At 40.3% G+C, this 25,586-nt stretch carries 22 protein-coding genes; 19 read left to right on the plus strand and 3 right to left on the minus strand.

The genetic code is table 11. The features are described from left to right. Positions 1-10 precede the first annotated feature (10 nt). Both V7D18_RS21555 and V7D18_RS21560 read left to right on the plus strand, forming a co-directional pair. On the plus strand, positions 11-760 hold the full coding sequence (locus tag V7D18_RS21555; RefSeq protein ID WP_426157388.1) for an enoyl-CoA hydratase/isomerase: 750 nt from the start codon (positions 11-13) through the stop codon (positions 758-760). A gap of 38 nt (positions 761-798) precedes the next feature. Continuing rightward, positions 799-2,058 carry a hydroxymethylglutaryl-CoA synthase family protein gene (locus tag V7D18_RS21560; protein WP_426157389.1) on the plus strand — a complete coding sequence of 420 codons (1,260 nt, stop codon included), beginning with the start codon at positions 799-801 and terminating at the stop codon, positions 2,056-2,058. Positions 2,059-2,168: 110 nt separating this feature from the next. Here V7D18_RS21560 and V7D18_RS21565 read toward each other — a convergent pair whose 3' ends face one another. The 3 genes from V7D18_RS21565 to loaP are packed head-to-tail and all read right to left on the minus strand — an operon-like array spanning position 2,169 to position 4,390. Continuing rightward, positions 2,169-3,116, minus strand: coding sequence for an acyltransferase domain-containing protein (locus V7D18_RS21565; protein WP_426157391.1), 948 nt, complete (start codon positions 3,114-3,116; stop codon positions 2,169-2,171). A 17-nt stretch (positions 3,117-3,133) separates the two neighbouring features. After that, entirely contained in the window at positions 3,134-3,808 is a 675-nt protein-coding gene (locus V7D18_RS21570; RefSeq protein WP_426157393.1) for an MBL fold metallo-hydrolase, read from the minus strand. A 21-nt stretch (positions 3,809-3,829) separates the two neighbouring features. Further along, positions 3,830-4,390: an antiterminator LoaP gene (gene loaP / locus V7D18_RS21575; RefSeq protein ID WP_426157394.1), complete on the minus strand. Its 561-nt coding sequence runs from the start codon at positions 4,388-4,390 to the stop codon at positions 3,830-3,832. Between the two features lie 325 nt (positions 4,391-4,715). Here loaP and V7D18_RS21580 point away from each other — a divergent pair, with 325 nt between their 5' ends. The 17 genes from V7D18_RS21580 (at position 4,716) to V7D18_RS21660 (ending at position 25,571) form a co-directional block, all read left to right on the plus strand. Then, on the plus strand, positions 4,716-5,291 hold the full coding sequence (locus tag V7D18_RS21580; protein ID WP_426157396.1) for a CDP-alcohol phosphatidyltransferase family protein: 576 nt from the start codon (positions 4,716-4,718) through the stop codon (positions 5,289-5,291). Then, positions 5,284-5,847 carry a TetR/AcrR family transcriptional regulator gene (locus V7D18_RS21585; protein WP_426157398.1) on the plus strand — a complete coding sequence of 188 codons (564 nt, stop codon included), beginning with the start codon at positions 5,284-5,286 and terminating at the stop codon, positions 5,845-5,847. Before V7D18_RS21580 ends, V7D18_RS21585 begins: the two co-directional genes overlap by 8 nt. Positions 5,848-5,855: 8 nt before the next feature. Next, complete coding sequence (locus tag V7D18_RS21590; protein WP_426157399.1) at positions 5,856-6,500, plus strand: flavodoxin family protein; 645 nt, start codon at positions 5,856-5,858, stop codon at positions 6,498-6,500. A gap of 12 nt (positions 6,501-6,512) precedes the next feature. Then, positions 6,513-6,944 (plus strand): flavodoxin domain-containing protein, encoded by a 432-nt coding sequence (locus V7D18_RS21595; RefSeq protein ID WP_426157400.1) that lies wholly within the window; start codon positions 6,513-6,515, stop codon positions 6,942-6,944. 185 nt (positions 6,945-7,129) lie between these two features. Further along, complete coding sequence (locus tag V7D18_RS21600; protein ID WP_426157402.1) at positions 7,130-8,107, plus strand: LacI family DNA-binding transcriptional regulator; 978 nt, start codon at positions 7,130-7,132, stop codon at positions 8,105-8,107. A 303-nt stretch (positions 8,108-8,410) separates the two neighbouring features. Then, on the plus strand, positions 8,411-9,772 hold the full coding sequence (locus V7D18_RS21605) for an ABC transporter substrate-binding protein (protein ID WP_426157404.1): 1,362 nt from the start codon (positions 8,411-8,413) through the stop codon (positions 9,770-9,772). 22 nt (positions 9,773-9,794) lie between these two features. Continuing rightward, the gene (locus V7D18_RS21610) at positions 9,795-10,676 is read left to right on the plus strand and encodes a carbohydrate ABC transporter permease (RefSeq protein WP_426157406.1); all 882 of its coding nucleotides are present in this window, start codon (positions 9,795-9,797) and stop codon (positions 10,674-10,676) included. Then, on the plus strand, positions 10,676-11,542 hold the full coding sequence (locus tag V7D18_RS21615) for a carbohydrate ABC transporter permease (protein ID WP_426157408.1): 867 nt from the start codon (positions 10,676-10,678) through the stop codon (positions 11,540-11,542). Before V7D18_RS21610 ends, V7D18_RS21615 begins: the two co-directional genes overlap by 1 nt. A 78-nt stretch (positions 11,543-11,620) precedes the next feature. Next, positions 11,621-13,270, plus strand: coding sequence for a glycoside hydrolase family 32 protein (locus V7D18_RS21620; protein WP_426157410.1), 1,650 nt, complete (start codon positions 11,621-11,623; stop codon positions 13,268-13,270). Positions 13,271-13,285: 15 nt separating this feature from the next. Then, complete coding sequence (gene gtfA / locus V7D18_RS21625; protein ID WP_426157411.1) at positions 13,286-14,704, plus strand: sucrose phosphorylase; 1,419 nt, start codon at positions 13,286-13,288, stop codon at positions 14,702-14,704. Positions 14,705-14,788: 84 nt separating this feature from the next. After that, positions 14,789-15,277: an HD domain-containing protein gene (locus V7D18_RS21630; RefSeq protein ID WP_426157413.1), complete on the plus strand. Its 489-nt coding sequence runs from the start codon at positions 14,789-14,791 to the stop codon at positions 15,275-15,277. Positions 15,278-15,624: 347 nt separating this feature from the next. Then, positions 15,625-17,967: a helix-turn-helix transcriptional regulator gene (locus V7D18_RS21635; RefSeq protein WP_426157415.1), complete on the plus strand. Its 2,343-nt coding sequence runs from the start codon at positions 15,625-15,627 to the stop codon at positions 17,965-17,967. A 147-nt stretch (positions 17,968-18,114) separates the two neighbouring features. Then, positions 18,115-19,068, plus strand: coding sequence for an ABC transporter permease subunit (locus tag V7D18_RS21640; RefSeq protein WP_426157417.1), 954 nt, complete (start codon positions 18,115-18,117; stop codon positions 19,066-19,068). A gap of 11 nt (positions 19,069-19,079) precedes the next feature. Continuing rightward, complete coding sequence (locus V7D18_RS21645) at positions 19,080-19,970, plus strand: carbohydrate ABC transporter permease (RefSeq protein WP_426157418.1); 891 nt, start codon at positions 19,080-19,082, stop codon at positions 19,968-19,970. A 46-nt stretch (positions 19,971-20,016) separates the two neighbouring features. Continuing rightward, on the plus strand, positions 20,017-21,795 hold the full coding sequence (locus tag V7D18_RS21650) for a hypothetical protein (protein ID WP_426157420.1): 1,779 nt from the start codon (positions 20,017-20,019) through the stop codon (positions 21,793-21,795). A gap of 37 nt (positions 21,796-21,832) precedes the next feature. Next, the gene (locus V7D18_RS21655; protein WP_426157422.1) at positions 21,833-23,248 is read left to right on the plus strand and encodes a family 43 glycosylhydrolase; all 1,416 of its coding nucleotides are present in this window, start codon (positions 21,833-21,835) and stop codon (positions 23,246-23,248) included. 16 nt (positions 23,249-23,264) lie between these two features. Beyond that, positions 23,265-25,571 (plus strand): glycosyl hydrolase family 95 catalytic domain-containing protein, encoded by a 2,307-nt coding sequence (locus tag V7D18_RS21660; protein WP_426157424.1) that lies wholly within the window; start codon positions 23,265-23,267, stop codon positions 25,569-25,571. Positions 25,572-25,586 lie beyond the last annotated feature (15 nt).

Below are 25,586 nucleotides of genomic sequence, written 5' to 3' on the forward strand. Positions count from 1 at the left end.
GGAGGTACAAATGGAATATAAAACAATCCGGGTGAATTGGGTCAGAAAAATTTGTTATATACAGTTATACAGGCCTGAAGATAATAATACAATCAGTTCTGAAATGATTGAAGAGATTCTCCAGGTGCTGCAGCAATGTGAGAAGGAAGCCAATATAATTGTTATAGAAGGAACTCCGGAGATATTTTGCTTTGGTGCAGATTTTAAAGAAGTCCTTTCGGGGGAGAGAGATGATAAATGTGCGGAAAAGCTTTATATGCTATGGAAGAAAATTGCTGCAGGGCCTTATATATCCATAGCACATGTCAAAGGAAAAGTTAACGCTGGGGGCATCGGCTTTGTAGCTGCATGTGATATTGCTATAGCAGATCATACGGCCACGTTTAGTTTGTCAGAACTGTTATTTGGCCTTTACCCCGCTTGTGTATTGCCGTTTTTAATAAGGAGAATCGGATATCAAAAAGCACACTATTTTACAATAATGACGCAGCCAGTTGATGTTAAGAAAGCGTATGAATGGGGAATAGTGGATGCATATGATGAAAGGGATGATGATTTGCTGAGAAGGCATCTGCTCAGGCTTGAACGGCTGCCGAAATCCGGAATATGTGATTATAAAACATATATCTGCCAGGTTAATAATAATTTCATTGAAGCAGAAGAAAATGCAACAAAAGCCAATCAGGCAATGTTTACTAAACAACAGAATATCCAGTGGATAAAACAGTTTGTTGAACTCGGAAAATTTCCATGGCAGTAGCATACGAGAAAAATAGTTGATTGAAAGGAAGTTTTATTATGAATGTTGGAATTGAAGCAATTAATTTTTTTGGCGGCAGCGCATATGTTGATGTTAAAGAATTGGCGGATTACAGGGGACTGGATGTTACCCGTTTCAATAATTTACTGATGAAGGAAAAATCGGTAGTCATGCCTTTTGAAGATCCGGTTACTTTTGGTATAAATGCTGCAAAGCCTATTATTGATTCTTTGACTGAGGAAGAAAAGAATAAAATTGAGTTAGTCATAACGTGTACAGAATCCGGCATTGATTTTGGAAAGTCAGTTAGTACATACATTCATGAATATTTAGGATTAAAACGTAATTGCAGGTTATTTGAAGTGAAAAATGCCTGCTATTCAGGAACCGCCGGTTTTCAAATGGCCGTGAATTTTATTTTATCCCAAACCTCTAAAGGCGCAAAGGCTTTGGTAATTGCAGCGGATATTGCACGGTTCATGGCTGTAGAAGGCGGAACAGCCTTAAGTAAGGACTCCTCATTTGCAGAGCCAAGCTCTGGTGCCGGTGCTGCAGCCATTTTGATAAGTGATAATCCTCGTGTTTTACAAATTGACGTCGGAGCAAATGGATATTATGGTTATGAGGTAATGGATACATGCCGGCCAATTCCGGATTATGAGGCCGGCAATGCGGATTTATCATTACTATCTTACCTGGATTGCTGTGAACAGGCCTTTTTGCAATATCAGGAAAGAGTAGAAGGCGTGGATTACCAGCATACATTTGACTATTTGGCGTATCATACACCATTTGGAGGCATGGTGAAAGGCGCTCATCGGACTATGATGAGGAAAATCCTTCATGCGGATGCAAAAACGATAGAGGAAGATTTTGAGAAGAGAGTTATGCCAGGCATGAGATATTGCCAAAGGGTGGGTAATGTGATGGGAGCAACGATATTTTTGGCACTGATCGGAGTGATTGATTATGGGGATTTCGCTATTCCAAAGCGTATCGGGTGTTTCTCCTATGGTTCGGGATGCTGTTCCGAATTTTACAGTGGTGTTGTTAACCGGCAGGGGCAGGAGGTATTGCATAGATATAGACTTGACAGGCAATTAGACTCACGCTATAAATTATCCATGAAGGAATATGAGACTTTATTGAAAAATAGTGATAAAGTGAAATTTGGAACCAGAAATGTTGAGGTGGATTACGATTTATTGCCAGGTGTATTAGGAACTGATAGAGGTATGGAGTTATTATATCTCAACCGTATTAATGAATTTCACCGGGAATATAAATGGATTAAATAGAAAGAAGGGCAGTTCATAAGGCGAACTCCGTTCGTCAGCACAGGGGGTGGTCAGCACCGTGAATTTCGGGCTGTCTTAAAACAAGAATCACGGTGCTGCCTCTCCTGAATCTATAGTACCTGCTTATCTAAGATATTGATCATGTTGGATAATCTTGTACTTTCATTTCCAAATGGTGTCAGACAGCTTAATGTGGTCAAATGTTTATCTGTTTGTTTAATTAAATTGGCAATTGTATCGACAGGGCTCAGATCGATGTAATAAAAGCCGGAACGAGTCAGAAAATCGGTGATAGCAGCAGCGGTGTTTATGGGATTTCTAAGGATATCCCAACAATAATACGCATCAAAAGTATTTCGTTCAATTTTTGAGTTTGATGAATAATAGGGAATTAGCGGTTTCTTAAAGTTTATATTTTTATATAAGCTTATTATTTTCTCCTTTGCCATATCTATTGCAAAAGAGTGAAATCCATATTCAATATCTAAACGAAGACATAAGATATCATTATCCTTTAACTTTTTTTCTAATCTCTCGATGGGCTCTATATATCCGGATACTATAAAATTTTGAGAATTATTAACAACCCCGATTGACAGATCCGGACTTACAATATAGTCATCTAGCTTATCGGGATAGTCCGCTATCAGAAGCATACCGCCTTTGGGGCAGCAGCTTTCTATAATTTTAGCCTGGGAAATAATGCAGTAAAGGCTTTCTTCAATGCCTAATACTCCGGCTATGGCCATGGCTGTGAATTCTCCAAGACTGCTTCCGAAAACATAATCCGGTTTAATTCCACGGGAAAGTAAGGTTTGAGCCAAGGCCATTTCTATAATATAGATTGAAGGATGAGTTATTAGTAAATTGGAGAAAGGAGTGCCTTTTTTACCATGGCTGATAATGTCAACGATGGAGATATGAAGTTCTTTTTCTGCAATTTTATCAAGGCGGTCGACCCATTTATGAAAAACTTCATTGCTATTATATAACTCCATACCCATCTGATAATACTGGGTACCCTGACCGGAAAATATGAATATATTTTTTTGTGCCATAAATAGTCTCCTGTTATTTATTTAAAATCAAATATTTTTTTGTTATCCAAGTTTAAAAGAAAATCAATAAATTTATTTTTATCATGTATCCAAAAGTAAATGTTATTATTTATTAAGTTATATAAAAACTGCCCGGGAGGCATACCGTAGCAATGACCTGGGTATATTTTTGTGTTTTCAGGAATATTTGTTTTTAGATATTGTATGCTTTCAAACATATTTCCGGCACGGGCTCTGTCCCGGCATAGGCCGCATCCTTCATAAAACAAAGTATCTCCTGTAAAAAGGTGGCCATTCAGGTAAAAACACATACTTCCCATTGTATGACCGGGTGTCAGAATGCATATCACATCAGCTGCTGCGATATGTAGTTTGTCAAGATGCCCGACCAATATTAAATTATTGACAGAAAAGCCGGTTTCTTCAGCCTCTGCTTTTGAAATATAAACTTTGATTTTTAACATATCAGCCAGTGGTTTAACAAGATTTGTATGATCTATATGGGAATGGGTTAATAATATCGCTTTTAAATTTAGATTTTCGTATTGTAATATTGCAATTATTTTATCCAGTTCCCAGGAGGGATCTATAATGAAACATTCTTTAGAAATCAGGTTGCTGACGATGTATGTATAGTTAATAAAGTAACGATAGGAACATCTGATTTTATATATTTTATAACTTGCTTCCATACGGTTGCCCTTCATTATTATTTATCTAAATAAAAGTTCATTTTTTATAACTTTACTATCATACGTTACAAGACACCTTATCGAGATATCTATATAGCATTTCCTGTTTAAAAAATTTATTCCAATTTTTGCCCTGCCTTTTCTGCGGTTTATTTTTTTTACAAATCCCTTAAAATTGACCAATGGACCATCTATTATCATAACCCGATTATTTTCTACAAAAACGTCGGATATTCCTATAAGTCCTCTATCATTAATAAGGCTTATAATTAAGCTGATTTCTTCTTGGCTTATTCTTTGAAAACAATCATCTGTACGCAAAAAGCGCATGATATTTTCCCCTCTGTTAGCCCGGATAATTTCGTAAATCTTTAATATCTGATTTGTACCTACCAAAACGTAACTTGGAAAAAGCGTCTTTACTACACAAGATTTTTCTCCTTTTTTATATTCTATGATTTCACGTTTGGGAACTAAGATTTCACATGTATTATCAGGAATAAAAAAGTTAAGGAGTGAAGTAATACCTTCACGTACGATTTCTTCAGTTCCAGTTTTGACAAATAATGCATACCAATTCATCTGTTTTCCTCCTCAATTAATGGTACAGTATCTTATGCAGTCCTGCAGAAAATCTGATACTATTTTTTAAATTATATCATGATGAAAGTCAGATTTTTTCTGAAGGCCATATTCGGTCGAATTCAGGACATTAATTGTATTTAAAAAAGCCTTTTGTTGAAATATAGAACCATTTTGTATAAATTCATGCCTCACTTCAATCATCGTGCTGCTCCGGCTTCAGATCACGAAAATATTCTTACGATGATTGACATGCAGGATTATACGTGATAGAATTAATCGTAATTAAATCAAGATTAATTATTGATAAAGGAAAGGATACTATTTGAAAAATTTACCAAATTTTCTTTCGATTCTTCGTATTGTACTATCTTTGGCATTATTGTTTGTAAATAATAACTGGTTTCTTTTTATAATAATATATTTGTTTTGCGGACTTTCCGATGTACTAGATGGCTATATTGCCAGACGGTATCAGCTCAAAACTTCTTTGGGAGCAAAATTAGACAGCCTGGCTGATTTTATTTTTTTAATCACCTCCATAACCCGCATGATAGGTTCATATGGGCTGATTATCCCAAATATCATACTCGTATGGGGACTTGTTACAGCGGTTATCAGACTGTTAAACTTTTGTATTACTAAGAGAAAATTCAATCAATTCGGAATGCTCCATACAGCCGGTAATAAATTGACCGGGATAATTATTTTTTTCATATGCCCATGGGCAATCATGATGGGTGATATACCGCCGCCGACTATTATTATCCCAATTTTATCCGCTCTCGAAGAAACATTTATTTTATTAAAAATGGATAATTACAATCCGAACATATACACCTTGCTCAGTTTATCAAGGCAATGTACAAACATAAAAGAAGGAGAATCGAAAGATGGATGAAAAAACAGCAGCAAAAGAAAAAATCCTGGAGGTTGTTGAGCATCTTTTAATGGAAAATAAAAACCTTACGAAAGTTACCAATCGTGAGATTGCATCACTAGCGGGAGTCAACAGCGCATTAATTAACTACTACTTCCAATCGAAAGAAAATCTGATACGATTGGCCGCAGATAAGTGTCTGGCCGATATCGGAGCCACTCTGTTATGTCAGAAAGATTCTTCGATTCCTTCAGAACGATTAAAAAATATGCTTAAGAAATTCTATAAATTTTGCTATCAGAATCCCTCACTTGCAGAAATTAAGATGACAACCGAGCTGAAACAGGGGAGTGTTTATACAAGTCAAATGTTGCTGCCAACTTTTCGGGAATACTTTGGAGAAAAGAAAACTGATATGACATTAAAACTATTGACTTTCCAACTGTTATTTCCCCTGCAGGTATTTTTCCTGAACAAAGAACAATTTACTACCTATTTCGGCTTTGATTTCAATGATTACAGAATGTGGGATACCGTAATTGATCAACTTGTAGACAATATTTTCGGAAAGGAATGATAATAGATATGACCAAAAAAAAACATACCCTTGGGTTTAAACTTGTAATGATAGCTTTCATTATTCTGGGTATTACGGCATTATCAGTTGGCGGATGGCTTTTTTCAGTCATGAGTGGATTAAATCGGGAACATCCGTCGGATGAAGTGATCTTTGGAGAGGGCAGTAAGCAGGCACTTATCATTTACCAGCCCTCAAATAATGAAACAACAACGAATGTAACAATGGAATTGGCGAAACAATTAGCGGATCAGGGTTATCGAGTAACAATCAATTACCCGTCAAAAGAGCTTACTTATGATTTAAACGGCTTTGATCTGATCGCTTTTGGTACACCTGTGTATATGAGCAGAATTTCTTTTCAGTTAGAAAGCTATGTTACCAATCAGTCCATTGAAAATAAATCAATCCTGTTATTCACTACAGGTATGAATTTAGATCAATGGGATGAACTAAAACAAATGGCGGCCTGGTTTGGTAATAGTAATCAAGTAGATGCCATCAAGGTCGGGAAAGCAGAGCCGGATCTCATGAAATGGTTTCTTGAACAAAGCCGGCAAAATTGGGATAAATATAAAAACACCGGTTATATTGCCTTTCATGACGCCAAGGATTCAGGAATAGATGCAATTACAGGTGCCACTATGAAATAAGGAGGATTTAATATGAAAATTTTAATAACCTATGCTTCAAAATCCGGTGCAGCCAGGGAGTGTTCTTTGCTTTTACAAAAAGAACTTTCGGGGAGCACAGTTTTTGATCTTAACCATGGAATTCCGGCGCTGGATGATTATGACATGATTGTAATTGGCTCCGGTGTACGAATGGGGAAGCTTTACAAACCTGTGAAGAATTTTATTCGGGAGAACCAGGAGGTGTTATTGAAAAAGCAGACTGTATATTTTCTATGTAATGCCTACCCTGATACGATTCAAAAAACAATTAAGTCTAACTTTGCACCTGAACTTATCGACTCGGCAATTTGCATAGAGTCCTTTGGCGGTTATACGCCTTTCTCACCGCCAAAAGGTGATCCTACAACAGGGCTTGACGTTGAAAATATTAAAAAAGTAGCTGGTAAAATAAGAGGATTTTAACTGTAAAGTGAAACTGCCGGGGAAGGAATATATGGCAGTCCGTATCAGTAAGCATCAGGCATAGAGACGGCAGGGAAAGAAATATTGTCTGGAGTGGGATTATACTGGACCATAGCCGGGCAATATGGTATACTGAACCCGAAATTTGATTTTAAGAATAAAGGACAGCAGGAGGAGATTGACCAATGGCAACTCTTAAAGATGTGGCCGAACGGGCAGAAGTTACGGTCACCACTGTCTCGAGAGTCATTAATAACCGGGGCTATATCAGTGAGCAGACCAGAAAAAAGGTTTACGATGTCATGAAGGAGCTGAATTATCAGCCCAATGAACTGGCACGGTCTCTCTCCATGCAGAGAACCAATACCATCGGGATCATCGTCCCCCACATTGTGCATCCGTACTTTGCCAAACTTATCAGCAACTTAGAAAATGCAGCCGCCAATAAAGGATACAAGATATTGCTGTGCAATTCAAAAGAAAAGAATGAAAAGGAACTGGAATACATCCAGATGTTTAAAAGCAACCGGGTATCCGGGATTGTACTCTGCAGCCGAAACGTTGATATTGAAGAGATGAAGAATTTAGATATACCTGTCATTACCATAGAACGTAACTTAGAAGCCGGAACGGTGGGAATCCAGTGCGATAATTACCAGGGAGGCTGTCTGGCTACGGAGCATTTAATATCCTGCGGCTGTAAGAATCTGCTTCACTTAAGCGGAATCAAGAATGAAAACATGCCTGCAGATGCGAGAGCGGAAGGATTTATAGCTGTATGTGAGAAATACGGAGTTCGCCACCGGGAAGTTATGGCGACCAGCACGATTTACAATACTCTGGATTATCATGAGCATATCAGAAAGGCCATTGAGGCTGATCCTGGAGCAGACGGCATATTTGCAAGCAGCGATTTAATTGCAGCCCAGACCATTCAGATCTGTGCGGAGATGAACATCTCCATACCGGGACAGATACGGCTGGTGGGGTTTGATGATGTGGATATTGCAAGACTGACTACGCCCACCATTACCACCATCAGACAGCCGGTTAAGGAGATGGCGGAATGGGCCATTGAATTTATACAGAGAAGTTTGGATCACGAAGCAGTTCCGGAACAGTTTAAGCTGCCGGTTACTCTGGTGAAAAGGAATTCGTCATAAATAAAAAAGACACTGGAAAGTGTCTTTTTTATTTTGGAAAAGAGTGGTAAAATATTATAAGCGATTGATCTATAGAAAATGTGCTTGAAATTTGAAAGTACAAATATATAATCTATAAAAATCATTATATAATTAGTAAAAATGCACAAAAAATAACATTAAAAATTTGTAGATAACACGAAAATATGTCAAGCGGTTGACATGCGGCGCAGAGAGGAATATACTCAGGGTACAGCATACGCAAAGACGCTTTCATGAGGCGGTATATTTTGCGGAAAATCAGAATATCAGGGAGGTATTGGAATGAAACGAAATCAGGTTCTTTCATTGGGACTGGCAGCTGTTATGGTGCTTTCTGCAGCTGGATGCAGCGGCGGGAACAAGACACTTGAGGGGGACAAAGGAAGTACGGCAGCACAAAGCACACAGGGCAGCAAGACAGAAGAGTCCAAAAGCACAGGAACTTCAACAGGGGGAGTTACCATCACCATCTTGAATACCAAGGCGGGTATGGAGAAGTTTTTTGAACCAGCATTTGAGGATTACAAGGAAAAGACCGGAGTGACAGTGGAGATGTCCTCGATCTCAGAGGGAGATTCTCCTTATGAGGCAATCCAGAAACGGTATGCAGCCGGAGATGCCCCTACACTGGCCATTATGGACTGCAACGATATTGTGGCTCTTGCAGAACAAAAAGCGCTCCCGTTAGATGGGGAAAAATGGGTGGCTGACGGCGGAGACAAATACGGCGTGAAAGTAGGCGGTAAGCTGTATGGCTTCCCATTCAGCCTGGAAGGAAGAGGACTTTTGTTTAACAGAACTGCCATTGAAAAGACACTGGGCAGGGATTTTGATGAAAAATCCATTAAGAATCTTGATGATTTTAAGGCAATCTGTGATGAACTGGTCGCTGCAGGCATGGAAAAACCGGTCTGCATATCCAAAGAGGACTGGTCACTGGGAGCTCATTACCTTGGACTTATGTATGAAGAACAGGATGGAACTGCCAAAGGGGCAGAAGATTTCATCGGTTCCTTAAAGGACGGATCCGGAAAGCTGATTGACAATGCAAGATTCAACAGTCTGTTTGACACCTTTGATGTGCTGATGAACTATAACATCAACGGCAAAGATCCCCTTGCAGCAGATTATGATACAGATAATGCCTATTTCGCAGAAGGAGACGTGGCATTCTGGTTTAACGGCAACTGGGTGTGGGAAGTTGTATCCGGATTTGCTGATTCCAGTTCCGAGTTTGGCATGCTTCCGGTTGTTCAGAACACAACGGATGATAAATTCAACACCCTGGTCAATGCAGTTGGTTCCAAACAGATCATGATTGATAAAAACGCAACTCCGGAACAGATCCAGGCTGCAAAGGACTTTTTAAACTGGCTGGTATATGATAAGACAGCCCAGGATATTGTGGCTAACCAGATTCTTGCAGTGCCATGCTTTAACACCTTTAACGCTTCTCCTGAAAATAAACTTGGGCAGGCATTAAAGGCATACGCTGATGCGGGACTGACATTTGACCAGTATAATGGTCTGCCGGGAGATCACTGGTCTGTATGCGGCGGCTTTGTACAGAAATATCTGGGAGGAAAAACAGACAGAGCCGGCCTCGCAGCTGATCTGGAAGGCTATTGGAAGTCTAAGAAATAGGAGACAGGAAAGGGACGCTTTTATGGAAAAAAATGCGATGTCCAATAAAATAAAATCATATATGATGTTTGCTGGTCCGGCGATGTTTTTCTTCTTTGCAGTCGTTATCATTCCATTTATCTATGGTGTTTATTTAACCTTTACCAACTGGGATGGAATTTCAGAGAAAAAGGAATTGATCGGAATCACCAACTACATAGCAGTATTTCAGGACAGGGGGTTCTGGTCTGCACTGCTGCTGACTTTGTCTTACGTGGCGATCAGTACCATCCTGGTACAGGTGATTGCGTTTCTGCTGGCATATTTACTGACCAGCGGACTGAAAGGACAGAACTTTTTCCGGGCTGGATTTTTTACACCAAACTTAATCGGCGGGATCGTTTTGGGATTTATCTGGAAGTTTGTGTTTTCCAAAGCATTTACAGCCTTTGGAGAGATGATTTCTGTACCGCTGTTTGAAAGTTCCTGGTTATCCGACCCTATAAAAGCGTTCTTTGCCTTAATCCTGGTTACCGTGTGGCAGTATTCCGGTTACATGATGCTGATTTACGTAGCAGGTTTTGTGGGGGTGCCCAAAGATTTAATGGAGGCTGCCAGCATTGACGGGTGTACCGATACCCAGCGGACGAGGCATATTGTGATACCGCTGATGGCACAGTCATTTTCCATCTGTACATTTTTAACACTGACCAGATGCTTTATGGTATATGATTTGAACGTATCCTTAACAGGTGGGGAACCATATGGAAGTACCATTATGGCAGCTCTTCATGTATATCAGAAAGCGTTTAAATCCAAACAGTACGGGTTAGGTCAGGCGGAGGCACTGGTGCTTTTTGCGGTAGTTGCAGTGGTGGCTGTCACCCAGTATTATTTAAGCAGGAAGAAGGAGGTGGAAGCGTGATGGCGAAAGGGAAAACTGTGGTAGGCGGAAGAAAAGCAGTTTTTATGAACCTTATGAAACTGGTTTTATTAACCGCGGTGCTGGTTTTATACATGATTCCATTTTTCTTAATCCTTGTGAATTCGTTTAAAAGGAAAATTACAATTATAAAGAATCCCCTTATGCTGGTAGATCCAAAAGGTTTTTCCTTTGATAACTACAGTTCGGCATTTCGGGAGATGAATTATTTAAGAGCATTTGGCAATTCACTGCTGATCACGTTTGTCAGTGTGGCGTTTATTGTCCTGTTTGCTTCCATGGCGGCTTATTTCTTTGCAAGAACCAGGAACTTCGCAGCGAAATTCAGTTTTTCACTGATTGTGGCAGCTATGGTCATTCCGTTTCAGACGATTATGATTCCCTTGATATCCATTTATGGGAATATGTTTGGAATGCTGAATATGAGGTCGACTCTGATCTTTATGAATATTGGATTTGGCATGGGTCTTGCGATTTTTATTTATTACGGTTTTATACGCTCAGGAGTTCCCATTTCCCTTGAGGAAGCGGCCATTATCGATGGGTGTACTCCGTATCAGCTGTTTTTTAAGATCGTGTTTCCGCTGCTGAAGCCCACAACCGCAACTTTGATTGTGCTTGATGTCTTATGGCTCTGGAACGATTATCTTCTCCCCAGCCTGATACTTGGAAAGAAGAAATTATATACGCTGCCTTTATCAACCTATACCTTTTATGGCACTTACTCCAGTGATTTGGGAAAAATCATGGCAGGGCTGGTGCTGACCATTCTGCCGGTAATTGTCATTTATTTAATATTGCAGAAGCAGATTATCAGCGGTGTTGTGGCTGGAGCAGTAAAGGCGTAGGAAACAGCCCTGTGATTCCATATCGGGTGGCACAGGGCTTTTTTTAACAGAGAAAAGGTAACAAGAGAGGGCTGCAGGTTGAAAAAGACAATCAGTATTACCGGGAGATATTTATGGATTCCCATCACTCCGGGAGCGAAAGATTCCATTGTATCTTTTTATTTTAAGGGTGAAAAGATGCAGGAAATGTGCATTGAAACAGGGGAGGAGGAGCCGCGTTTTTATGCATGGTTTGATGCAGCGGCTTATCAGGGTTCTGCGTTGACTTTAGAAGGTGATTACGGAGAGCGATGGTTTGATTATGTTGCGGTACGGGATGAAAAACCTTGTAATCCGGGGAAAAGCAGACCTCTTATTCATTATGCTCCGGCGTTTGGGTGGCTGAATGACCCCAATGGGCTGATTTATCACAATGGGGTCTATCACATTTATCATCAGCATAATCCCTATGGAGTGAGATGGGAGAACATGCATTGGGCACATACCAGTACTCCTGATTTCCTGTCTTATACACAGACTGAGGATGTTTTGTTTCCGGAAGAGGAAGGACCGGTTTTTTCCGGGACAGCTATCATGGATCAGAACAATTGTCTGGGGTTTGGGACCGATGCCATTGCTTATTTTTATACTTCTGCCGGCGGGCGCAGCCACTGGTCTAAGGATCACTGGTTCACCCAGAAGATGGCAGTGAGCACGGATCATGGAAAGACTCTTAAAAGGCGGGAGAAATTTGTTCTGCCTCATATCAAAGAGGAAAACAGAGATCCTAAGGTGTTTTATCACAGGGAAAGCAGCTCCTATATCATGGTACTTTACATTTCTGATGATACCTTTTATTTCTTCCGTTCCAAAGACTTGTATGAGTGGGAGAAAATACAGGAAATCACAGTACCTGGAATGTGGGAATGTCCGGATTTCTTTCCACTTGTCTGTGAGGAGGATGGAATAAAAAAATGGGTTCTATGGTCTGCAGACGGGTATTATTGTCTCGGTGAATTTGACGGGCAGTGTTTTCAGGCTGAGAAGAATAAAGAAGGAAAAGGGTTAGCCAGATATCAGCTTTATGACATAATGAAAGACAGCAGAAACAAGGTTGACCGAAACTTTGTGAGGCCATACGCGGCACAGACATTTCAGGAGACAGGAGACCGCATTTTGCAGCTTAACTGGATTACCAGCATAAAGAAAGACAGGAATTACGCCGGGATATTATCATTGCCCGGAGAACTTTCACTTACTGCATCTTCTCAAGGGTACCGGATCTGTATCAATCCTGCAAAGGAACTGGAAAAACTCAGAAGAGAGACGTTTGAGACAGTTCTTGAAACTGGAGAAGACCAGGTATCTGATCCATGTTCCGTCAGCCTTTATTCCGGTGAGGGGCAGGCGCTTGAGATGGAACTGGTATTCAGAGACGGCAGAAAGCCGGGTGATACAGGAGAGTCGTATATTAAGCTGTCTGTATTTGAGACTCTGTTTTTCGTTGATCTTAGCAATCGTGTATTAACAGCAGGACCCCATAGGATCTGGCTGCCGGAACAAAAAGAATATCATTTAAGGCTTTATGCGGATATGGATGTGTTTGAATTGTTTGTTTGTAAAGGCCTGACATACGCTGTTACAGATAATGACAGCGATGGTGTTTCTGGCTCTGCTGAGATTGAGTATTCCGGGATCAGGGGAAGCGTTCAGCTGCATGTGTTAAGGAAAATCAGGATAAGTGAATAGATAGGAGTTGGATGAATGGAACTGAATAATAAAATAATGTTAATTACATATGCGGACAGCCTGGGTAAGAATTTAAAGGAACTGGATACAGTGCTGCACACATATCTGAAAAATGAAGTAGGCGGCGTGCACATTCTTCCTTTTTTCCCTTCTTCTGCAGACAGAGGCTTTGCTCCTCTTTGCTATGATCAGGCAGATGCAGAATTCGGAACATTTGAAGATATAAAAAAGATCAGCAGGGACTATTACCTGATGTTCGATTTTATGGTCAATCATATTTCCAGAAGCTCTGTTTATTTTAAGGATTTTGAGGAAAAAAAGGAACTTTCCGCTTACAGAGACATGTTTATCCGATATAAAGACTTCTGGGATCAGGGTGAACCCACAAAAGAAGAGGTGGAATTAATCTATAAACGAAAACCCCGGGCCCCCTATACCGAGGTCCAGTTTAAAAATGGGGATGTGGAGAAGATATGGTGCACCTTTTGTGAGGAACAGATTGACCTGGATGTAAGGACTGAGACGACAAAGGAATTCATCCGGAAATCTTTAACCGGCATGTGTGAAAATGGGGCTTCCATCATTCGTCTGGATGCATTTGCCTATGCTGTGAAAAAGAAAAATACCAACTGTTTTTTTGTGGAACCGGATATCTGGGAGCTGCTCCACGATATTCAGGATGTTGTGTCCTCAAGGGGAGTGGATATTCTGCCTGAAATACATGAGCATTATACCATTCAGATGAAAATTGCAAAACAGGGATTCTGGATCTATGATTTTGCACTTCCGGTGCTTGTTTTAAATGCGCTTTATACGGGAAATGGGGTGTATTTAAAACGGTGGCTTGAGATGTCCCCGAAAAAGCAGTTCACCACGCTGGATACCCATGATGGAATCGGAATTGTGGATGCCAGGGATTTAATGCCCGATGAGGCGATTGAGGAGACGAAAGAAAAGATGTTTACCAAGGGAGCCAATGTAAAAAAGATATACAATACAGCGGCTTACAACAATCTGGATATTTATCAGGTGAACACTACTTATTATTCTGCACTTGGTGACAGGGATGATGCATATCTGCTGGCAAGAGCCATTCAGTTTTTTGCACCAGGAATTCCCCAGGTATATTATGTGGGCCTGCTTGCCGGATCCAATGATATTGAACTGATGGAAAAGACAAAAAATGGAAGAGACATTAATCGTCACTACTACAGCCTGGAAGAAATAGCAAAAGAGACAGATCGTCCAGTTGTGAAACGACTTTTTGAGTTGATGCGTTTTAGAAACACCCACCCGGCGTTTGCTTTGGAGGGAAATATGGAAGTGAAGCTTAAAAAGGATAATCAGCTGACTATCATCCGCACCTGGGGCACCTATTATGCTGCGCTTACAGCTGACTTAAAAAGTTTTGAATTTGACATCAGCCATAATTAAAAGATGATGCTGGTTCTGTGCGTTGACAAATGCCCTCCGCCTCAGTAAGATAAATACAGAATAAATAAGGAGGGCTCTCAACGGATGAATACCATAAACAATGTGATTGAAAAGATGATGGATTATTATAAAGGCGATCCAAAGAGGATTCAGCATTTTATTAAAGTATACCAGTTTGGTAAGCTGATTGGAGAAGAAGAGGGGCTTGATGCCAAGAAGCAGCGGATACTGGAGACAGCCTGCGTGGTTCATGATATCGGCATTAAGGCAAGCGAAGAAAAATATCACAGCAGCGCAGGCAATTACCAGGAGCTGGAGGGACCGCCCATTGCAAGAGATCTTCTTGTGTCTCTTGATTATTCTCCGGAAGAGACTGAGCGGATCTGCTGGCTGGTAGGTCACCATCATACATACAAAAATATAGAAGGGGAGGATTATCAGATTCTTGTAGAAGCTGATTTTCTTGTCAATGCATGGGAGGACGGGATGTCCCGGGAGGCAGTTGAGAATGTCAGGAAGAAGATATTTGCAACAGCAGCAGGAATCCGAATGTTTGAAACCATGTATATGTAAAGAACAGATGAGCATTGATGAAATTCTTAAAAATTGTATATGACAAATTAAGGATTGAATATACACGTTTTTATAATTTTATGTAATAATAGTGTTTAAACGGATGGAAATCTGCTGGGTGATATCATGAATGATGCTGTGACATAAAGTTTTGACACTATCAATTTAAAACAATAAATAGGGTTGTTGCATTATAGTAACGGGAAATAAGATGATAAGTGGCTGACTATAAAAAGAGCGTTAGGAAACAGTCATGAAATATATCTCCTTTACTTTATTTGCAGCATCCCTTTTTTATTTTATTTGCATCATACATAAAAATAATATTTCCCATAAGGAGACCTGTCATGAAACAAAATGGAAAAAGAACTTTTAAATTATTCAGAAAATCCAAGGCCCATACCATTTTGTATCAATTTATGGTGACGTATTTTATTGTGCTGTTTATCCCTTTATTAATCTGTAGCGGTTATTATATCAGAATGATTTCAGTAATTGGCAATGACGATATACAGTCGAGGAAAACAGAGCTAACACATGCTGCAGTTTTAGTGGATACTATGCTTGATGAAGTCTCCTATCTGGGAGACAGTCTTGCCTCTAATACAGGTGTTAATTCCTTTAAGAGAATTTCTGCCGCTTTTGATGGTCCCAATTCCTATCAGGTTTATGAGTTACACAAAATGCTTCCGGATCTATATGCCATTAATCAGTCTATATTTGACTATTTCATATTTTTTGATAAAAGTGAAACAGTAATAAATAAGCAGATCGCCTATACATACAAGGATTTCTATGATCTCTACCTGCATGAGGTAAGGTATGAAAGTTACGATGACTGGTACCGGCATATGAAAGAAGATAAAGTAATTTATGGATTGAGTCCAATGGAAGCTTATAAATACAAAACTAAACCCTCCATAAATATGATTGCATATACAAGGCCTATGATCTATGGGGATTATAACGGTAAAAGCAGGATTGAGATCATGTTTAAAGATACGGTATTAGAAACCTTAATGCCGGCACGGGCTGATAACAGTATCCAGTTTATAAAAGATTTTCACGGCAGGCTGCTTTACTATAAAGCTCAGGGTGAACCGGAAACCACAGCCCAGGAGGATGTGAGCAGAGCAGTTGACATGGTCATCACCCATAATGAGAATCCTGAGAATCAGACAGTAATCCTTAATAAAGAAAAATATCTGGTAATCCGGTATGCTTCAGACAAATCCGGTTTGGAATATTATATGCTGCAGCCAATGGTGGCAGTCAACAGCAGGAGTGTGTACAGTATGTTCATGCTGGCTGTTTTTGTTTTTACTGCGATAACGGTGGGAATCATATTAAGCTATTATATGTCCAAAAAAAGTGCCACTCCCATTAATGATATTATGAAAGAAGTTTCTCAAAGTACGGAACGGTTTAAAGGGCATCAGGCAGTTTTTTTAAGCTTAAAAGAGACTTTTAAACATCTGGTGAATACCAATACGGACATGATAAGAGTAATTGAAAGCCAGAAACCGTTTTTGAGGAATGCTTTTTTAAACCGGTTGTTATACGGCAATTTCACTACAAAAGAGGAGATTTCCATAATTGCCCGCAATATTGGACTGCTTCACACTGACAGGGTCTTTGGCATCCTTGTATTCCGCTTTAATGCGGATATAGATAAAATTGTAGAAGATGATCTGAAACTGATTAACTCCTGCATTCTTTCAATCATTGAAGTATTAAAAGAGATACTTCCAGACAGCCTCTATACGAATCTTGACGGTGATCAGGTAGTCCTGCTGATGAGTATCGATAAGAAACACAGAGAGTATTTTAAAGAAGAGACCGAACGAAAGATCAGGAAAATCAAGGAAGCCATGCCATCCAATGTATCGGAGCAGTTTTTTGTATATGGCGGCAATGAAGTGGAAAGTCTGACAGAACTTAAGGATTCCTATAATAATGCAGTGTATATGTTCCAGAATGAGAAGGGGCAGATTGATAATACCGTCATCTGGTATATTAATAATTTTGTGAATATTCCTTCCTATCCTCCTCAGGACTTTTCCCTAAAACTTATGCATTATGTAATGGCTGGGGATAGTGAGGGGCTCCATGATGCACTTGAGGAAATTATTAAAAAGTATTTTATAGAGAACAATCTGCCAGTTTACCTCCAGCATATGCTTTTGAATGAATTGCAGACAGCGTTATTCCGCATAATCCGCCGGATTGGGGCAGATGAATCGGAATACCGTACCTATTATAATAAATTAGAGGAAAACAGTAATGCAACACTGCTGAATCAGTTCACACTCACTCTGAACCTGTACCGGACGGTATGTAAAGGTGTCGGCGACAAAAAGAAGCTTAAGGATACTTCAGCAATTACAGCTTCCATTGCTTCCTATATTGATGTTAATTACGGTGACAAAAATCTTTCACTTACCAGTGTGGCTGATATATTCAGTATCAGTGAACCCTATTTATCCAGTATATTTAAGCAGTCCCTGGGAATTAACTTTTCTAATTACATGGAAGGGGTAAGAATTGAAAAGGCAAAGGAATTATTAGAAAAGACGAATTTGTCCATCGGTGAAATCTCCGATCATGTAGGCTACGGTTCGGCCAATTCTTTCTGTCGGGCTTTTAAAAGGGTAATGGGAACCAGTGCTTCCGAATACAGAAAAAAATAAGGACTGATAGGGAGTGCTGGTAAATGACGTAGAAGCCTTATAAACAGTGGATTCTTAAAATATGAATAGTGGGAAAAAAGTATTGTATATATATTTTTAGCCGGTGGTGTGCAATGATGAAAAAAAGAAAAGGAAGAGGTGAATGAATTGCTTAACCGTAATAAAGCTAATGTAAAAATTAAAAAGAAAGGAAGCTTTAAGAAATACTTCGCTGCCCACTGGCAATTATATCTTATGATCGCACTGCCTTTAAGTGTATTACTGATTTTTTCTTATGGTCCCATGTACGGTGTTATACTTGCTTTTAAAAATTATAAGGTAAGTCTGGGAATATGGGATAGTCCATGGGCTGATCATTATGGTTTTAATAATTTTATAAGATTTTTCAATAATTACAATTTTAAAGAATGTTTCCGCAATACCCTGGTGGTTTCCATTTATTCCATGGTGGTGAGCATACCCTGTTCCATATTGCTGGCACTTTCCTTAAATTATACTAAAAATATATTATTTAAGAAAGCAGCTCAGTTAATTACATATTGTCCCTATTTTATTTCTACAATCGTATTTGTAGGAATTATAAATATAATCATGGACAACAGAACCGGTGTAATCGGCAGCGTACTTTATAATCATTTTGGAATTAACGTACTGGGCAGTGCTGGATTGTTTCCTTCCCTCTATGTGTGGACCGGCGTCTGGCAGGGAATTGGTTTCGGCGCAATTATTTATATTGCTGCCCTGGCCGGTGTGGATATGGAACAGCATGAAGCAGCCATTATCGATGGAGCCACTCTTTTACAGAGAATTCGGTTTGTGGATATACCGGCAATTATACCTACGGTGGTTATTATGATGATCTTAAATATGGGAAGTCTCTTAAATGTGGGATATGAGAAAGTTCTTGCCATGCAGAACCAGAATAACCTGATTACTTCTGAGATTATTACGACCTATTCTTATAAGGTATCATTGGTTTCCACTTTTCCGGATTATCCATATTCTACTGCAATTGGATTGTTTCAGTCCCTGATTGGATTGTTTCTGATACTTGCCGCAAATAAAATCGCCAATAAAGTATCAGGCACTGGTTTTATGTAAAGGGGGGAATTATGAAGAGTAGAAGAATTACACAGGATAAGGTTGTTTATTTCGTCAATTATATATTGCTCACCCTGCTGTTAATAGTTGTGTTATATCCGATTATCTATATTATCAGCTGCTCTTTCAGCAGCGGTAATGCGCTGATGACGGGAAAGGTTAAACTCTTTCCAGTAGGATTTACCCTGGACAGCTATGAAACAGTATTTAAATATAAATCAATCTGGATCGGGTTTAAGAATTCACTTACTTATACGGTCTGCGGCGCTTTAATCAGTATAATCCTGACGTTGTTTGCGGCATATCCCTTATCCAGGGAGGATTTCAGGGGAAGAAAATTAGTGACAGGGCTCTTTTTGTTTACCATGATGTTTTCCGGCGGATTAATCCCAACCTTTATGTTAGTGAAGAACCTTAAGATGATCAATACTATGTGGGCGGTCATTCTGCCCGGTGCAGTCAGTGCCTATAACGTTATTGTTGCAAGAACATTCTTTAATCAGACGATTCCAAAAGAATTACTGGAAGCCTCAAAGATGGATGGCTGCTCTGATTTTAAATTCTTTTCCATGATAGTGATCCCTTTGTCTAAACCAATCATAGCGGTTCTTAGTCTTTGGGTAACGGTTTCCTTATGGAATTCTTATTTTAACCCTATGATTTATATTAATTCAGTGGATAAATATCCATTACAGCTGGTACTCAGAAAAATAATTCTGATGTCCCAGGTGGATCTGTCTTCCGCAAATGTGGATCCCATGATGGTAGCAAAAAACCGGAATTTAAGTGAAATGCTAAAGTATGGAACAATTATTATCAGCAGCCTTCCATTAATGATTGCCTATCCTTTCGTACAGAAATACTTTGTAAAGGGCGTTATGATCGGTTCTGTTAAAGGTTGAGTGAACCCTTTTTAACTTTATATATAAATAATGAGGAGAAAATACTATGAAAAAGAGAAGGTTTTTTAACAAACGCATCATATCAATCATAGCTTCAGCCGCTATGGTAGTATCCCTGTTAGGAGGCTGCCAGAAATCCGGCACGAAATCTTCCGATGCCAAAACAGACGATACGAAATCAACATCTTCTGAAGATGCGTTTAATTTCAAATCCGTTAAAGATGTGACTTTTCCATTAAAGCAAAAACTGGAATTAACTGTTTTTGTATATGCGACAGCTACAGGCGGCGGTACGTATCAGGATAACTATGTAACCGACTGGCTGGAGGAAAAAACCAATATTCATCTGAATTATGTATATGATTTAGATGGTGATGATGCAAAAACCAAATTAAATCTTGTTATGACAGATGCAGCCAGCCTTCCGGATATATTCCTGGCCACCAACTGGACAAAATCAGAAGTACAGTCTTATGGACAACAGGGGCTGATCATTCCCTTAAATGATTATCTAAAAGACGCACCCAACTGGAATGCCAATAATGAAAGAAGTCCTTCCAGAAAAGCGGATCTTACGATGACCGACGGAAACATCTATACATATGGTGATGAGAATGAAAGCTTCCATAATATGTTCCAGAACAGAATGTGGATCTATATGCCCTGGGTAGAAAAACTCAATGAAGGTAAGGTGCCTCAGACCACAGATGAACTGTATGATTACATGAAAAAAATTAAAACCCAGGATCCCAATGGCAACGGTGCAGCAGATGAAATACCTATGACCGGTTATATCGGCGGCTGGGCAACCGATCCGACTGTCTGGATGATTAATTCCTTTGTACAGTGTAACAATCCGTTAAGCAATACGAACCCTACGGTAGCAGCCGGTTTTGTCGTAAATAATGGAAAAATTGAGTATAACGTAATGAAAGACCAGTATAAAGATGCCCTTAAATATATGAATAAGCTATATAAAGAAGGTTTACTGGATAATCAGACATTTACTCAGGATAATACCCAGTTTGATTCTGCTTTAAATAATACTGACCATCTGGTTGGATTATATGCAGATGGCGGTGTGAATGCGGACGGAGATAATTTCTGGGCTAAAAAACCTGGTGACTGGCAAAACTGGGCATGCCTTGAGCCTGTTGCAGGACCTGATGGGGTCAGACTGGCGGCCAGAAGTATTGCTACTTATTTTGGTTCTTCTATAGGAAGCATTTCAGCAAATTGCAAATACCCTGTTATTGCAGCAGCATTATTTGATTTCATGGCATCAGAAGAAGCTTCCAATGTACAGGCATATGGACCAGAAGGTTTTGGCTGGGATTGGACAACAGAGGGAACTTCTTTGGGTGATGGTGTTCCCAAATATGAAACACATACAATTCCCGATGATTTTGACTGGGTAGGAAACGGATTTCCAAGAAATTATGCTCACAAGGCCTACACTGCCGATGCTATGGTAAGATCCAGCAACATTGATTACCGTTCTGCCTTAAAGATTGAGAATCCAGATCTGGATGTAGAGTATGTATTCCAGAAGGCAGCAGAAAAATATGAGAAATATTCACCGGATATTAACACCCTGATTCCAAACTTTGCATTCGAAGGGGATGATAGTCGGGCCATTTCGGAATATACACTGACCATTGGTGGATATGTAAATCAGGCTACGGTTCAGTTCATCACTGGAAATATGGATATAGACAAAGAGTGGGGCAATTATATCAGCAAATTAAAGGATATGGGAGTGGATGACTATATTGCACGTTATCAGAAATGCTATGATGCATATATGAAAACAGCAGGCAAGTAATAAGGACGTATATTAATCAGAGTGGGAGGTATTATTTGTGAAGAAACAGGCCTTTAATCCCTATCTTCCGTCATGGGAATATATACCTGACGGGGAACCTTATGTATTTGGAGACCGTATCTATGTATATGGATCCCATGACCGTTTCAGAGGCAATGCTTATTGCCTAAATGATTATGTATGCTGGTCGGCGCCGGTAGACGATCTGGGTGACTGGAGATATGAAGGTGTAATTTACCCAAAGGTCTCTGATCCACTTAATAAGGACGGCAGCATGTGTTTATATGCACCGGATGTTACGGTAGGTCCTGACGGACGTTATTATCTTTATTATGTTCTGGATAAAGTAAGCATCGTATCCGTTGCGGTATGTGAGGAACCAGCAGGGAGATATGAATTTTACGGTTATGTACATTATGCTGACGGTACACGTCTGGGAGAAAGAAAGGGTGACGAGCCCCAGTTTGATCCAGGGGTCCTTACAGAAAGGTGCACAACCTATTTATATACCGGATTCTGCGGCGTAGGTGACAGATCCAGAAGTGGTCCCATGGCTACGGTACTTGGACCTGATATGCTTACCATTGTGGAAGAACCTGTATTTATAGCCCCAAGCGAGCCCTTCAGTGAAGGAAGCTCCTTTATGGAACATGAATTTTTCGAGGCACCGTCTATGAGAAAAAGAGGAGATACCTATTATTTTATTTACTCCTCCATTGTTATGCATGAATTATGCTACGCAACCAGCAAATATCCCACAAAGGGTTTTGTATACGGCGGAGTCGTAAGCAGTAATTGTGATATGCACATTCATTCCTATAAACCAGCCAGGAAACCCATGTATTATGGGTCTAATAATCATGGAAGTATAGTTGAAATCAAAGACCAGTGGTATATATTTTACCACCGCCATACGGATGGAACAAATTTCAGCAGGCAAGGCTGTGCCGAACCCATTGAGTTCCGGGAAGATGGATCGATCATACAGCCAGAGATGACCTCCTGCGGATTGAATGGGGGTCCATTGGCTGGAAGGGGAGAATATCCTGCTTACTTAGCCTGCAATCTTTTCTGTAAGGACGAAGAAATTTATACTCCTCTCGGAGGCCTGTGGATGGACAGCCGGTTCCCCAAAATAACACAGGAGGGAAAAGACGGGGATGAGGAAGCAGGTTATATACAGAATATGTGTGATACGGCAACCGCCGGATTTAAATATTTTGACTGTCAGGGAGTGAAAAGTGTTATAATTAAAGTACGCGGATACTGCAGGGGGCAGTTTGAGATAAAAACCTCCTGGGATGGAACAGCACTTGCAAATATTCCGGTTGGTTATACCAATATATGGAAGGAATATACGGCGGACATTGCAATTCCGGATGGAATCTGGCCAATTTATATTACATATCGTGGAGAGGGCAGTGCGTCTTTACAATCGTTTACTTTAATTTAGTCTGGGGGAGATCCATATGAAGAATCGTTTACTATATGACAGACCGGTTCCGTACCAAAGATACAGTCCTGACAGTGAAGAAATCTGGAATGAAGCGGCGCCCATTGGCAATGGAAACATGGGAGCTATGGTTTTTGGCGGAGTTCAGACTGATAAATTACAGCTGAATGAGGACACCATCTGGTATGGGTACGGGGGCAGAAACCGTGTGAATCCGGAAGCGAAAGACAATTATCTTAAGATTCGCCGGTTATTGTCAGACGGCATGATTTCAGATGCTCAGAAACTTGCCAGTGATACGATGATGCCGATTCCTGACCAGCAGAGAAATTACAGTACCGCCGGTGAAATCTTTTTTGAGTTCCATGAGGAAAAAGGGGAATTTAAGAATTACATAAGATGCCTTGACTTAAATCAGGCAATTGTAACAATGGAGTATGAGACTGGCGGGGGGCAGTACCAAAGAGAATATTTTGCAAGTGCCGTACATCAGGTAATTGCCCTCCACCAGGAGAGTAAAGAGGAAGAGAAGGTAAATGGCTGCCTGACCTTAACATTTTTCCGCAGCAATGTAGAAAAAATTGAAAAGCTCTCCCAACACATCCTGTCCATGACTGTAAAGGAAGGTGCAGGGGGCTGCTGTTATTGCGTAATGGCGGCAATTAAGAATGAAGGCGGTATCGTGGAGATTCACAGAGACCAGATCCGGGTGAAAGAAGCAGATTCCTTTACGATCTATCTGTCAATCCGCAGTGATTTCTATAAAGAAGATCCGGCCGGCTGGTGCAGGGAAAAGCTGGAGTCTGTACTGAAACTGCCTTATGAGCTTGTAAAGTCCGAGCATATAAAGGAGTACCAAAGCTATTTTAATCGTGTTCAACTTACGTTAGGTCAGGATACTGTGAAAGCGGAACGGACGGTTCCTGCAAGATTAAAAGCCATGCAGCAGGGAAAACAGGATCTGGAGCTGATTGCAGATTATTACCAGTTTGGCAGATATTTGTTGATTTCAAGCAGCAGACCGGGGTCACAGCCGGCAAATTTACAGGGTATCTGGAACCGTAATGAGCATCCGGCCTGGGGCAGTAAATATACAATAAATATTAATACGGAAATGAATTACTGGCCGGCAGAAAGCTGCAATCTATCGGAATGCCACCTTCCGCTGTTCCAATTAATCCGCAGAATGCTTCCATCCGGTCAGAAGGTTGCAAGGGATATGTACGGTCTGTCCGGTTTTGTTGCCCACCATAACACAGATTTGTTTGGAGACTGCGCTCCCCAGGATTCAGTTATGCCGTCTACGATCTGGCCTATGGGAGCAGCCTGGCTTTGCATTCATATCTGGAATCATTATGAATATACTCTGGATCAGGAATTTCTGAGAGAGAATATGGATTTGATAAAGGAAGCCAGTCTTTTTATATCAGAGTACCTCTTTGAAAACCATCAGGGGAAACTGGTGACAGGACCTTCCATATCACCGGAAAACACCTATCTCCATCAAAGCGGTCAGGAGGGGCAGCTTTGTATCGGGCCATCCATGGATACCGAGATTATCAGGGACCTGTTTGAGGCTTGTATCAAAGGGGCAGAGATTACTGACTGCGAGGATGAACTGACAAAGAAGTTAAAAACAATTTTACTGCATCTGCCGGAGCTGTCTGTGGGCAAATACGGACAGTTAATGGAATGGGCGGAAGACTATGAGGAAATGGAACCTGGCCACCGTCATATCTCCCATCTATATGCGCTGTATCCGTCTGAGCAGATAACTTATAAAAAAACTCCGGAATTAATGGAGGCTGCAAGAGTGACCTTAGAAAGACGTCTTAAAAATGGAGGCGGTCATACCGGATGGTCAAGAGCCTGGATTATTACCATGTGGGCCAGACTCAGGGACGGTGAAAAAGCAGGAGAGAATATCAGGGATCTGCTGACAAAATCAACCTATCCCAATCTTTTTGACTGCCATCCTCCGTTTCAAATTGACGGAAATTTTGGCGGGACGGCAGGAATTACGGAAATGCTGCTGCAATGCATAAACGGTGAACTTACGTTTCTACCCGCACTGCCGAAAACCTGGGACTGCGGACATATAAGCGGACTAAAAGCCAAAGGTGCCTTAACAGTTTCCTTTACCTGGAAGGACGAACAGGTTATTTCCGGCAGTATTCTTGCAGAAAAAGGTGGAAGGTGCTGTTTTATAAAGCCTGACAGTATTACAAAGATCATTTCAGAGCAAAAGGTAAACATTTCTTATGAAGGGCAGAAGGTGGTCTGTTACGGTGAGGGCGTTTATGAAATACAGCTTTTAGTATAAAGCTGGCTTATTCTT

Origin of the sequence: Lacrimispora sp. 38-1, assembly GCF_049890855.1 — a bacterium.
Taxonomy (GTDB): Bacteria; Bacillota; Clostridia; order Lachnospirales; family Lachnospiraceae; genus Lacrimispora.

Coding starts and splice junctions, on each gene's coding strand:
- V7D18_RS21555 (WP_426157388.1), top strand. CDS start 11: ATGGAATATAAAACAATCCGGGTGAATTGGGTCAGAAAAATTTGTTAT.
- V7D18_RS21560 (WP_426157389.1), top strand. CDS start 799: ATGAATGTTGGAATTGAAGCAATTAATTTTTTTGGCGGCAGCGCATAT.
- V7D18_RS21565 (WP_426157391.1), bottom strand. CDS start 3,116: ATGGCACAAAAAAATATATTCATATTTTCCGGTCAGGGTACCCAGTAT.
- V7D18_RS21570 (WP_426157393.1), bottom strand. CDS start 3,808: ATGGAAGCAAGTTATAAAATATATAAAATCAGATGTTCCTATCGTTAC.
- loaP (WP_426157394.1), bottom strand. CDS start 4,390: ATGAATTGGTATGCATTATTTGTCAAAACTGGAACTGAAGAAATCGTA.
- V7D18_RS21585 (WP_426157398.1), top strand. CDS start 5,284: ATGGATGAAAAAACAGCAGCAAAAGAAAAAATCCTGGAGGTTGTTGAG.
- V7D18_RS21590 (WP_426157399.1), top strand. CDS start 5,856: ATGACCAAAAAAAAACATACCCTTGGGTTTAAACTTGTAATGATAGCT.
- V7D18_RS21595 (WP_426157400.1), top strand. CDS start 6,513: ATGAAAATTTTAATAACCTATGCTTCAAAATCCGGTGCAGCCAGGGAG.
- V7D18_RS21600 (WP_426157402.1), top strand. CDS start 7,130: ATGGCAACTCTTAAAGATGTGGCCGAACGGGCAGAAGTTACGGTCACC.
- V7D18_RS21605 (WP_426157404.1), top strand. CDS start 8,411: ATGAAACGAAATCAGGTTCTTTCATTGGGACTGGCAGCTGTTATGGTG.
- V7D18_RS21610 (WP_426157406.1), top strand. CDS start 9,795: ATGGAAAAAAATGCGATGTCCAATAAAATAAAATCATATATGATGTTT.
- V7D18_RS21615 (WP_426157408.1), top strand. CDS start 10,676: ATGGCGAAAGGGAAAACTGTGGTAGGCGGAAGAAAAGCAGTTTTTATG.
- gtfA (WP_426157411.1), top strand. CDS start 13,286: ATGGAACTGAATAATAAAATAATGTTAATTACATATGCGGACAGCCTG.
- V7D18_RS21630 (WP_426157413.1), top strand. CDS start 14,789: ATGAATACCATAAACAATGTGATTGAAAAGATGATGGATTATTATAAA.
- V7D18_RS21635 (WP_426157415.1), top strand. CDS start 15,625: ATGAAACAAAATGGAAAAAGAACTTTTAAATTATTCAGAAAATCCAAG.
- V7D18_RS21645 (WP_426157418.1), top strand. CDS start 19,080: ATGAAGAGTAGAAGAATTACACAGGATAAGGTTGTTTATTTCGTCAAT.
- V7D18_RS21650 (WP_426157420.1), top strand. CDS start 20,017: ATGAAAAAGAGAAGGTTTTTTAACAAACGCATCATATCAATCATAGCT.
- V7D18_RS21660 (WP_426157424.1), top strand. CDS start 23,265: ATGAAGAATCGTTTACTATATGACAGACCGGTTCCGTACCAAAGATAC.